This window comes from Mesorhizobium sp. B3-1-6, from assembly GCF_006439555.1.
In the GTDB taxonomy this organism is placed as follows: domain Bacteria; phylum Pseudomonadota; class Alphaproteobacteria; order Rhizobiales; family Rhizobiaceae; genus Mesorhizobium.
Window position 1 is genome coordinate 80,436 of the sequence record NZ_VFTM01000028.1, and the last position, 10,662, is coordinate 91,097.

Sequence of the window (10,662 nt, forward strand, 5' to 3'; positions counted from 1 at the left end):
GAAGGCGCGTTACCTAGGATCGAGGGCTGGATAGATGAGTAAGTTCTCGAAGATTGTCGGCATCGGCATGTTCGCTATCTTCTTCGCGCTCATTGTCCTGATCTATTTGATGGGCGCATGGAAGGTCACCGACTCGATCGCATTGCCCGCGTTGGCGATCACTGGAATTGTGGTGCTGTTAGGGTCTCTGGCGCTCGTGGCGGTCACGTTTTCCTATATGGGGATAGGTGACAAAACGCAGGCACTGGCGCTTCCCGAGGGCTCGGTGAGGGCCGTCATCGCGTTGTGCCTCCTGGTTCTGTTCGCGATACTCTCAATTTACCTATACGGCAAACTGGCCAGTCCGCAGCCCATTCAATCGTTCACGGAACTCACGGCCGTCGACAAGGACAATTTGATCAAAAGCCTGTCGCCGATCGATGTGGTTGGCGTCACCGGATCGGATGACAAGGGATTTACCGTCTATGTGCGGCAGTCTGTGCGCGCAGAAAGCGTGGATTTTGCCAAGCAGATCCTCGTGATGCTTGGAACGCTCGTTGCCTCGATCTCGAGCTTCTATTTTGGATCCCGCACGGCCGAGTCGACTACATCGAAGGGGACGACGGTTTTGTCCGTCGATGCGCAACCCAATGTGAGTTCGGTTTCACCATCCACCATTGTGCGGTCCCCCGTTGCCAAATCGTTGCTTATTTTTGGTCAGAACCTGGGAGGCATTCAAAACGTCAGCCTGACCAATGGGACCGCAGTGATCAGGGCTTCTGGCGTTACCGCAACACCAGGTGCAGTGACTTGCGACGTTAAGGTCGGGACTGACGCACCAGCGGGCACGTGGTCGATCAGCCTGTCTGACGCGGCGGGCAAGACATTCCCGGCGAGCCAGACGATCTCGGTGAGTTGATTTGCTGGGCGCGGTTGCGCAGGCCTTTTGCCCGAGCGTCGAATTGTTGGGCCGCAACCAACATCAAGTTGGGTGGGCGTTCGTTAACGGGTCGACGCCATCGGGCCAAAGCCTGTCCACTGTTGTATAGGAAGGCGATAGGAGGATAACCAGATGGCTAGCCGATACCGCATAATGCGCCTGTGCTCCATACGCGCAGGCTTGGTCGTGTCTGTGCTTGCCTTCCAGGGTTGGTGTCCGGCTGTGGCGGCCGGCCCGACTTTCGACAGCTATGCCGCCTTCGCGCAATCGAATGTACCGCAGGACATCCTCTCGAAAGTGCTTGCTCGCAATGGCAAGTCAAAAGACTACACGCAGGTTTTCGCGTTAGACGGTGGCACCGTAGGCATCGCCAATTTTGCCGTAGGCGGGTTGGCCAGCCTTTATAAGCTGATGGACACGCAAAAATATTTCGGTCGATCACAGGACGATATGATCGCCAACTACGCCAGCAAATGCAGACCCGGAAAGCACCGAGGCAACGATACGGGCTGGGGATGCTATTCGCAAAAGTGGTGGCGAGAGGGCATGGTTCGGTTCGTTCACAGTCCCGAGTCTCGCAATATACAGAACCAGGCATGGCTCGCTCAAATGAAGCCTACGATTGAACTCGCCCTGAAACACGGCTGGAGAGACAGTAGGAGCCTCGCGATCGCTACGGGAGTCGCAAACTCTGTCGGCGGTGGCGGCTTCGGGAAGCTTGCTGAAAAATACGGCTGGCTAGCGGAGCGGGTTTTGTCGGGATACACGGGCAAGAATGCTCACCGAATGAGACGCCGCGATGCGATTAACGCCGCCTTTCCTCCCTGAGTGAGCAATCCGGTCGCGACGCGATCAGGCTGCGCGGGCCGGCTGAATTCGACCAGGAACCGGCCCACGGTTGACGTCTGCCATTTCGGGCCTCTCAGTTGGAACAGCGAGTAGCCATCAGCGCTTGGTTCCAGCACGCGAGCGTGCGGTTGTTCGGGTGGGACGTGCCGGGCAATACGCGGCCGATCCGGCGAGTCTCGAGAACAACGTCGGGCCCTTGCAACGCGTCGATGCCTTATGCCTTCGGGTTGGCGATTGGCAGGTGATCTTTTTCCGAGGCGGGCGAGGTGGTCGGCATCATCAGGATCGCACCTCGCGGCAGCGGCTAAGGAAGTGCGAAGATGGCTCCGACTATCCGACCCACTTTTCGCCAAGCCGAGCGGCGAGGAAATGACCATTCTTCGGGCGGCGGATTTCGCGCCATGGAAGATGCGGTGGACGGTCGCCTCGACGAAAGCGCGTTTTTCCGCGGCCGGCGATGAAGAGCTTATGGCCGTTGCCGTCGTTGCTCTCATCCCCTGTGGCGAGAACCGCGTCCGAGTCTGGGTGAGCTTCGCGGCATGTCGGCTCGCGATCTCGCGGCCAAGGCCTACTTCAGTGTGGCGCATCCTTCGCAGATCGACACGGTGCGCGCGACGGTAGCTTCAAGACAAGTCAAGAAGATCACCAGGCCAAGTTATCCGACGAAACCGCCCCGCAGAAGCAAAGGATGACTGTCAACGCCTCGCAAGGCCGGGTCATCAATTTGTCTTGTTGATCGGCGTGACCGCGAGGTTTGTCAGCTTGTTGTTGGTGCCCTTCTCTTGCTCAAGGACATTGCTGAGCAGCTTGTGCGCCTCGTCATGCCCGAGGTTGTTTGCCCGTTGCCGCGGAGAGGCGCAAAGCGGCCGTTCGCGACGCGCCACCAGTCAGATTCGGTCCAAAGCGGTCGTAATACGGTTCTACAATCCGGGATCGACTGGGGTTCCTGGAAGCTTTTCGAACTTTCTGGATCGCGCCTCAGCCCGAATTGCGGCTGCTTATGGACAAAGTGGGACACTAGATTCGGTTTGGGACAATTTGGGAGGTCATCGACTTTCTGGCACGTGTGCCTTCCTAATAGCGCGTCAGCATGACCCCCCCGCGTTGTATATTCTGAACGGCAGCTTTTGCGTCGCATACCGGACATTGAGGGCGGCCCGCGGACATTTCTTGTCTTGCCGCAACCAGGAGCACGACCATGACCAACAGCATGCCGATCTCACGCCGCTCGTTCCTCGGTGGCCTCGCTGCCGCCGCGGTGGTGCCGGCGGCTGTCGCAGCCACTCCATCTCAAGCGTTCGAACCATCTCTGCCCAACCGCGCGTTTACCGGAGAATGGATCGTGACTTACATCGACACCGTCCCTGAGTGGTATGGCCCCGGCCTCTACGAAGTCGCCTACGAGGGCGGTCGCTGAATCTCCATCATCGAACAGGAGTCATTTCGGGCGGGGCGTAACCAGTATTGGTTCCGCTTCTCCAAAGACCTCGCCGGTCGCGAGGACGGCGGCACATAATCGATGGCTGCGACATCGCTTGCACTGATGGAGCTCCGGAAGGTCGGAGAGTTTAGATGCCCCGGAAAGACCTGATCTCAGTATCAGCCTCGAGCAGCGCATCGGAGGTCATTTGCCGGCGCCAGGGATCGGATCATTTGGTGGGATTCTGCCGCCACCGAGCGAATGCGTTTTCAGCGCCTCTCTTGCATCCGGCTGAATGGCAGCCCGGAGTGCTTTTTCGATCAACTCGCCGGCCCATTGCCTCGTCGCCACGGATGAAGTCCCTTCCGGCTCTTGAGAGAGAATGCCAACGCCGGCCGCAACCATGCTTGCGTCGAACGTCATTCTTGCCGAGAGGTAAGTCATCAAAGCAGCAATCAAGGCGGCGGCGATAACGCCGACCACGCCGAGCCGCGCCACGTGATGGTTTCGCTGACCCGCGCCACAAACCCCTTCATGTCCATTCACGCCTCCTGCATTCGTAGAAGAGTGGTTGGCGGATGCTTCACATCCGTATCGATCAGCTTATGGCCTTTCCGCTTACCACAGTTCCGTATGAAGTTGCAGCGGGCGTCTGTCACAACTTGCTAAATCTACGAGAGCAGCGATTTACCAATCGCGGCGGACCGTGGCATGTGCTTGACACTTCCCTCTGCCGGGCAGATCGTCCGATTGCTTGGGGGAGGGCATAGTGAACACTATCAAAACTGTGAGCGCCTTGTGTGCGGCGGCGCTCATTTTTGTGGGATGGACTCTGGGATGCGCTTTCGCCTCCGATGACGGCTTGGCTTCTTTCCTAACTTTGAACGGAAATTGCCTTAAGCTGATCGCGTTGGGCAAAGACATGTCGCCGTATTGCCGCCCGGTTCTTTCAAGCAACAATATGAGCGGTGGGCGCGTCCTATTTCATTTTACCCTGAGGAATGATGCAGTGCTCACGATTGTCGGCACGGATTTGCCCAATCCCACTCCAGACACCGATGCCATCGCGATACGGCGCATTCATCTGAATCTGGGGATCCAAGGGGTCGCTCCGAGTGAAGCGTCGGCGTCGGGCAAATGCACCTTTAACAATCCATTCAAAGGCCCAATGACTTTGAGCTGCAAAGGACGTGTCAACGGCAAGCCGTTAGTCGCTATCTTTAGATCAGACGGATTGCCGCCGCAGTAACAGCGCTCGCGCATCTGCCTCGAGATACCAAGTCATTTCTTTTCGACCGAAACTCGGACAAATGCTGGACAAATCCGGGACTTTTCCGGGACGAACTCGTTTTCGGCGCTATAGTCGCGACGGGTCCGGGAGGAACCACAAATGACCGACTGCGTAGTTGAAGAAATGAACGGCATGGGTGTCCTAAGGCGCCATCAGGTCGATGCCACCAGCGCAATCCAGGCAGCCGGTCAGGCAACTGGCAGAGCGATCGGCAGTGGCAGAAATCCGGGCACGCTTTGGATCCGTGTCAAGGACGTGGCGAAGAAAATCGAACACGAATTTCATTTCGCCGATTAGCAGGCCTTAGGGAAGACCCCGAGTCGGTGTGAGCGCGCCGGACCTGCGCGTCGACGGCGCTGTTTGCGGCAGCCGCGGCGCTCCCGAGATGATAGAGCTCGGCGACCGCCTGCCTTACCTTGGCGAGGAAACCGTCGATTGATCCCTTTCCACCTTCGCAGCGGCGGTCGTGGAGTTCAACTTGTCCATCCCTGCCAGCATGTGATCGAACGCATTGGGCTCGCTGCCGACCAGCCTGCCGCTGCCTTGCCAGCCCCGCCAACGGCTCCGCCGCCGCCCTGCGCCGCTGCCGCCGTGAGGGCGGCGGCTGCTTCGTTGAGAGCGGGCCCTGCTGTCACCGGCGCCCAGAGGCCAGTCCCGACTTTCCAACCGCCGAATGCAGCGAGCCCAGCCCCGGCGATCCCTGCACCGCCTAGAACCATCGGATCACCGTCGCGAACCTTCTTCGTGAATGCGTTGATGTGGTCTGCGAAGCGATTGAGGCCGGCCCCGACGGTCTCCATCGGCAGGACGGCGTCGGAGAGGTTCGCCTGGCTGTCCTTGAAGCCGGAATAGGCGGCGAATGGATCGAGCTTCTGCACGTCGTCGGCGGCCGACAGGCCGGCCGCGTTCGGCACACGCATTTCGAGACACCGGAAGACCTGCTGTACGTTGAGGATTGCGCCGATCACCTCGTCGATCGAGAGCCGGTTCGACGACAACTGCCCGACGACTCGAGCAAGCTCGGTCTTGTCCTGGGTGTTCACCTTGCTTTTCGAGCGCGGGCAGGCGCGTGTCATAGATCCACTTGATTGGGTTGGCGCCGAACTGCTCCTCGCCGACCCACTTGCCGTCCTTGCGCAGCTCATTTCTCTTGCGCGGCCAGCGCCTGCTTCGACGCTCGGCCGACGACAAACTGGTCGAAGCCGGCGCGGATGCTGTTGCCGGCGTTCGGGCCTCCGACTTCAGCGATCATCATCGGCAGGTACATCGACATGAATTCGTCGGAGCCGACCTCGCCGCCAGTAAGGCTGTACTTCACCGCCTGGTAGTAGCCCTCCGGATCGATGTCCTTCCCGAAGATCTGCTGCATCTTCACGAAGCCATTGAGCATCGAAACGTATCGATCCGGATCAAGCCGCTCGAGGAGGTTCCATCGACTTCGCAAAGGCTCGCACGCCTTGGGCGCCATTGCCGCCGGCGTTGTCGGGGACCAGTTACGCGCGGGCGTTGGCATCAGAGACCTTGAGCGCCGCCTCAACATTCGGCATCGAAAGCGTTGTTTCTTTGAGTATGTCGAGCTCGTCTGAGAAGGCCATTCGGTATTTGGCAGACGGCTCCTGCGCGCGCCGTGATTTGTGTTTGCTCGGATCCGCTGAGGCCCGCAAACTTTGCCTCGGCGCGCACGCGGCTCGCTTCGGAGGCTGCATTGAGGGCTTCTCGACTCCAAGTTCCGGCCATGTAGGCGCCAGTGTGGCCGCCGGCCATGACGTAGGCCGGCCGCAGCGCGCCTTTGAACGCCCGGCCGATACGAGAGGCCTCCTTTTCCGTCTGGCGCATGCTCGAGCGGACGGCCGCGAGCTCGCCGAGCGTTGCCGTCTTCCACGCGGAGATCTCGGATTTCTTCAGAGCGGCCGTGAGGCCGCGGGTGGAGATATCCTTTTGCAGATTGTTCCAAGACCGGCGAACGACGTCGGGCTCCTTCGAGCTCGCCGCCAACTTGTGCACGTCCATGAACATGCCCATGACCGGCTGCCGATAGTAAACGAAATAAGAATATCGAGTCTCGAGGCCCCTTGACCGCGCAGGAATATGTTCCTAATTATATACTTGACGTACCAATGTCCGATTCGCTAAAGCAGCCGGGACAGGCCGGCACTGAAAACGAGAATGAGATCACGCCCGAGATGGTTGAGGCGGGCGCATCTGTTTTGTACGAACTGGAGGGGGAGGCATCCAAAGAGCGACTGGCAGAGCTAGTTTTCTTGGCGATGTCAGCGGCCCGTTTATAGTGGCGTCTTCGATAACGCAGCAAAGCAGCCACAGGTTCATTTCCAGCCGAGACATCTCATCGGCCACTTGGCGCAATGTCGTTAGATCGCTCTCGAATGGCATGGCATCGAAGCTGTCTGGTTTTTTGCTCTTACGCGCTAGCGTGTCCTCTAAGGCGAAATTGTTGCGCATCCAAGCGTGTGAAATGGTGTTTCGGTTCTGTCGCGTGATGTCGTACGCTTGAAGCGCGTTGGATATGAGATCCAAGCCGTCAGTGTGATAGCCCCGCTGGTCTGCAAAAGTCTTGATGCGGATGCAGATCGCAACATCACCGAGATCGTGGACCAGCGTCCAAGCGTCTTTTTGCGAAAGGCCAGAGACGCCGCAAAAAAGATGGAAAAGCCAGAATTCGCATTCATTCCATCGTAAAGTAATCACACCGATAGCGTGAAGCCGTTCTGGCGATATGTTGCGCGAATTGGCGACTACCCAAGGATCGAGACTCATGTCGGCCAAGGAAGAATCCCCCAAAGACAAAGACCAGGAAAAGGGCGACGAGATTTTGCGCCGCCTTTTGAAAACCCCTCCCGATCATAAGACCGGGAAGGGAAAGCCTGTCGCGCCAGACGGCACTAAGGACAGCGAGGGAGTGCCAAGAGATTGTTAGGTTCAATGCCATCCGAGTCGGTCTTCAGGTACTTCCGGCCGTTTCTCGTATGAACATTAATCCAGACGGAATTACCCTTGGTATCCACCGTCCAGAACTTATCGCCGCCCTCAATAAGCGAGATTAGCTGGTCAATGGTTCGATACCACTGAGTACTGCCTTTCCCGCCCAAGCCTTGAATGCGGCGATCTGGATCGTCGTTATCGGGTTTATGGCAATTGACTTGGAATGTTTCGGCCATTGGTATTTTTCCTGTGTGGGGCCACAGGACGGCTTGACGGACTCACCGGGAAGCTTAATTTGGTGATCGTAAACATGTGCCTAGCCGTCCTGTGGCTGGGTTGCATCAAACGGCGGTGACTGCGAATCACCGCCGTTTCCAACTTTAAGGCGAAATCAACCGTGGAGTCTCCCGCACGAGGGGTTACTCACACGGTTTTTTGTTCGCTTTTCGTTTCCTGATTTGGGCTAGCTTTCGCGCCTTCTGCTTAGGCGTAACTGGCTTCACCAATCCGCCGATAGGTAAGGCGCTTGTCGCGGGCCATGCGAAGCAAATCTTCGGCGCGTTCTGCATCCGAGATTTTCAAAGCGGTGCGGCGGTTATAGCGGAAATCGAACTCAGCAAGGTAGCGGTGCAAATGAGCTTCGCCGCAATGCTGGTAGACGCCGACCATGCCGCGCTTGAAGACTGAGAACACGTTCTCAATCGTATTGGTGTGGACGATGCGGTCGGCTTCGTAGCGAACGTACTCGCCGCCAGTGTGCTTGACGGTAGCGTGATCCGCGAACTCCAATCCGGTGATCGGATAGAAGTTGGACTCGTCGGTCATAAGCGTCGATTTGCGGTCTGCATTGCGGACCAACACGTCGCGCACAGACTCCTTCGTGGCGCGCTCGACATGGAACATACGGGCTTTGCCGCCGCGCTCGACCAACGCCACGATGGAACGCTTGGACGAATTGGCGGGCTTGCCGCGAATGGTGCGCTTCACAACCCTGTCCTTCGGGCCAAAATAGGTTTCGTCGGCTTCAACGATCTTGCCCTCGCCACCAAGCGGGCCGGATGACTTAACGTCTTCCGCCATCGCTTCACGAATGCGATGCGCCATGAACCAAGCGGTCTTGTAGGTGACGCCAAGCATACGGTGCAGCTGGTGCGCGGAGATGCCTTTCTTGGACGCGCCTAGCAGATGCGTTGCCAGCACCCACTTGTGCAGGCCGATCTTGGAGCGCTCAAAGACAGTGCCAACGGTCACAGAGAACGGCAGGCGGCATTCGTTGCACTTGTAGACGCCGGGGCGAGTGGACTTGCCGGCAAGCTTGGTGACGCGCTCGGGATTGGCGTTGCCGCAATGAGGGCAGAACGGGCCATGCGGCCAATGGATAGCCTCCAGATGTTCGCGTGCCTTGTCGGCGTCGTGGTAAATTTCGTTGGTCAGATCGAACATTGCGGTAACTCCCTTGGGTTTGTTATCGCAAATTCGCTCTGGTACGTCAAGTATATAATTAGGAATATGTTCCTCATTTCAGCGTATGCCGGAACAACCCGAAACATGGCCGCGTGGTGCTGCCTGGACGCTGACCCACGCTCACGACGCGGGCCAGGTGGCTGGCATCCGCTGCGCTCGCTGCAACCTCAAGCGGTTCTACAAGCCGCTTGAGCTCCGGGAAGTCATCGGCAACGTCACAATCGACGAGGTGCAGGGAAAAGTGCGCTGCCAGAACTGCGGAAGCCGGGAATGGATGGAGGCCGAGCTGTTCCATCCGACTGGCGAGCAAGCTCACAAAATCCGCTTCCGGCGCCTAGTCGAGATCCGCTGGGAAAGGCGCGTTATTTGGCGGGACGAGGCTTAGGGTGGCGAACTTCCCAAGGCGCCGTGAACGATCCTGCCCACATGCCCCGCTTGGCCGCTCGCGCCTCGCTCTGCGCCTGTGCGTACGCGCCGTAACTGTATTTCCGCCAGTCGAGCGCGTAGCCCTGGCGCACCAGCCATTCCGCGATATCCACAGCGTTGGCGGTGCAGACGGCCACCATGCGGCGCCAACGGTCTCTGCCGACTTCGATGCAAGACGTTGGCCGATTTGCCTTCAAGAAATCATCCAGCGCCAAGGCCGCTACCTGTCCGCATCGATATTTCTTGCCGGCGCCGTCGACGCAGACTTGATCGCTCTCGGGAGCGTCGATCCCATTTAGGCGGATGCGTTCGCCGTGGATTTCGATGGTGTCGCCGTCGACAACAGAGGGCACGCCGACAAGGGGCGCCGCGGCGGCCGGGTGAGTCGATCCGAGACAGGCAATCAGCACCAACGCTATCGAACCCGCAAACGCTCGCGAATATGCCGAAGAGACCGTTACAGCAGGAGCGGTCATTTTATCGCATCAAGCATGATGACGCGGCCGGCTGCCCCGCAGAGCTTGATGCCCAAGTTCACGGTCCGGCCCTTCCGAACCATCTTCTGCAAGGCTGGGACGACCCAGCCTTGCGCTAACATGCTCGCGTTCTGCAGTTCGTCGACGTCAATGTTGATCAGCGTCCGTTCACCGCTTTTTTCCGCTATGGTGAACAGGACGGGGACCGTCTGCATCTCATTGTAGCGAACTGCCACGATCCGTCCGCTGGCGCGGCCCGCCACACATGCGCCGCCGGGCGAAAGGTTCGACAATGCAACCGCAGCCGTCATCGCCTTGTTCAGTTTGTACCCTGGCTCCGCCCGCGCCTGCGGCGAGAGCATGACTCCGACGGCTGCAATCGTGATGACCCACTTCATGGCGCGTTCCCCCTTCGACTGCGACGGTTGTGCCTTTGTTTCGCTTTGGCGAGTTCGGATGCGATGTAGGCAGCCGACTCCTCGCTCGCTCTCCTCGTCTGCTCCCTCAACCGCTCCAACTCTTCAGGCGGCAGAGAGGAATGCGGGCGTGGAAACGTCGAACTGGCAGGCGGCACCTTCGCTAGCTTCCAAGTATCGGCCGGCTCAAGCGGTCTGTTTGAACGAACCGAGTGCCAGATGTAGCCCGGCACGACGCCGAGAACTATCGCCAACGGCATGGCCCAATTGCCGTGGTCGAGCCCGCCGACGCCGCCGTGCCAGGAGCATGCACCGCGGTGTCCAATGGACGCCAAGTGCCATCCGTCACGACAAATGTGCTCGCCGACGAAGGACGACAAGCCGATCCTCGACACGATGAAGGACATCAGGCCCACGGCGATTGGATGGCCGGCGAACGCCTTCATGGCTCAGTCGTCGAT

General features: G+C 58.7%; 15 protein-coding genes and 1 pseudogene. 6 read left to right on the forward strand and 10 right to left on the reverse strand.

From position 1 onward, the window contains the following. Positions 1-34: 34 nt before the first annotated feature. Positions 35-898 (forward strand): hypothetical protein, encoded by an 864-nt coding sequence (locus tag FJ414_RS23355; RefSeq protein ID WP_140646745.1) that lies wholly within the window; start codon positions 35-37, stop codon positions 896-898. Positions 899-1,105: 207 nt separating this feature from the next. Then, a complete protein-coding gene (locus FJ414_RS23360) occupies positions 1,106-1,747 on the forward strand; it encodes a hypothetical protein (RefSeq protein ID WP_140646746.1) in 642 nt (213 codons plus the stop codon). A 740-nt stretch (positions 1,748-2,487) separates the two neighbouring features. On the opposite strand, the pseudogene FJ414_RS23370 reads toward FJ414_RS23360, so the two are convergent. Continuing rightward, a pseudogene (locus tag FJ414_RS23370) lies at positions 2,488-2,622 on the reverse strand (DUF892 family protein); the annotation flags it as partial. Between the two features lie 344 nt (positions 2,623-2,966). Here FJ414_RS23370 and FJ414_RS23375 point away from each other — a divergent pair. Further along, complete coding sequence (locus FJ414_RS23375; protein ID WP_140646748.1) at positions 2,967-3,185, forward strand: twin-arginine translocation signal domain-containing protein; 219 nt, start codon at positions 2,967-2,969, stop codon at positions 3,183-3,185. A 207-nt stretch (positions 3,186-3,392) separates the two neighbouring features. Here FJ414_RS23375 and FJ414_RS23380 read toward each other — a convergent pair whose 3' ends face one another. Then, the gene (locus FJ414_RS23380) at positions 3,393-3,734 is read right to left on the reverse strand and encodes a hypothetical protein (RefSeq protein ID WP_140646749.1); all 342 of its coding nucleotides are present in this window, start codon (positions 3,732-3,734) and stop codon (positions 3,393-3,395) included. 223 nt (positions 3,735-3,957) lie between these two features. Here FJ414_RS23380 and FJ414_RS23385 point away from each other — a divergent pair, with 223 nt between their 5' ends. Continuing rightward, positions 3,958-4,437: a hypothetical protein gene (locus FJ414_RS23385; protein ID WP_140646750.1), complete on the forward strand. Its 480-nt coding sequence runs from the start codon at positions 3,958-3,960 to the stop codon at positions 4,435-4,437. A gap of 141 nt (positions 4,438-4,578) precedes the next feature. Then, positions 4,579-4,776, forward strand: a complete 198-nt coding sequence (locus FJ414_RS23390) for a hypothetical protein (RefSeq protein WP_140646751.1) — start codon at positions 4,579-4,581, stop codon at positions 4,774-4,776. Positions 4,777-4,952: 176 nt separating this feature from the next. On the opposite strand, the gene FJ414_RS23395 is transcribed toward FJ414_RS23390, so the two are convergent. The 6 genes from FJ414_RS23395 to FJ414_RS23420 form a co-directional block, all read right to left on the reverse strand. Next, on the reverse strand, positions 4,953-5,522 hold the full coding sequence (locus tag FJ414_RS23395; protein ID WP_140646752.1) for a hypothetical protein: 570 nt from the start codon (positions 5,520-5,522) through the stop codon (positions 4,953-4,955). A 98-nt stretch (positions 5,523-5,620) separates the two neighbouring features. Further along, entirely contained in the window at positions 5,621-5,992 is a 372-nt protein-coding gene (locus tag FJ414_RS23400; RefSeq protein WP_140646753.1) for a hypothetical protein, read from the reverse strand. 20 nt (positions 5,993-6,012) lie between these two features. Then, positions 6,013-6,501: a hypothetical protein gene (locus FJ414_RS23405; RefSeq protein ID WP_140646754.1), complete on the reverse strand. Its 489-nt coding sequence runs from the start codon at positions 6,499-6,501 to the stop codon at positions 6,013-6,015. A 150-nt stretch (positions 6,502-6,651) separates the two neighbouring features. Then, the gene (locus FJ414_RS23410) at positions 6,652-7,263 is read right to left on the reverse strand and encodes a hypothetical protein (RefSeq protein WP_140646755.1); all 612 of its coding nucleotides are present in this window, start codon (positions 7,261-7,263) and stop codon (positions 6,652-6,654) included. Between the two features lie 116 nt (positions 7,264-7,379). Continuing rightward, the gene (locus FJ414_RS23415) at positions 7,380-7,655 is read right to left on the reverse strand and encodes a DUF3892 domain-containing protein (RefSeq protein ID WP_140646756.1); all 276 of its coding nucleotides are present in this window, start codon (positions 7,653-7,655) and stop codon (positions 7,380-7,382) included. Between the two features lie 247 nt (positions 7,656-7,902). Further along, entirely contained in the window at positions 7,903-8,862 is a 960-nt protein-coding gene (locus FJ414_RS23420; protein WP_140646757.1) for an IS1595 family transposase, read from the reverse strand. Between the two features lie 157 nt (positions 8,863-9,019). Between FJ414_RS23420 and FJ414_RS23425 the strand changes: the two genes are divergently transcribed. After that, a complete protein-coding gene (locus FJ414_RS23425; protein ID WP_140646758.1) occupies positions 9,020-9,268 on the forward strand; it encodes a hypothetical protein in 249 nt (82 codons plus the stop codon). Here the strand turns inward: FJ414_RS23425 and FJ414_RS23430 are convergent. Both FJ414_RS23430 and FJ414_RS23435 read right to left on the reverse strand, forming a co-directional pair. Further along, positions 9,246-9,719, reverse strand: coding sequence for a thermonuclease family protein (locus FJ414_RS23430; protein ID WP_246672484.1), 474 nt, complete (start codon positions 9,717-9,719; stop codon positions 9,246-9,248). The two genes, FJ414_RS23425 and FJ414_RS23430, sit on opposite strands and share 23 nt — an antisense overlap. Positions 9,720-9,781: 62 nt before the next feature. Further along, positions 9,782-10,183: a hypothetical protein gene (locus FJ414_RS23435; protein WP_140646760.1), complete on the reverse strand. Its 402-nt coding sequence runs from the start codon at positions 10,181-10,183 to the stop codon at positions 9,782-9,784. Positions 10,184-10,662: the final 479 nt, after the last annotated feature.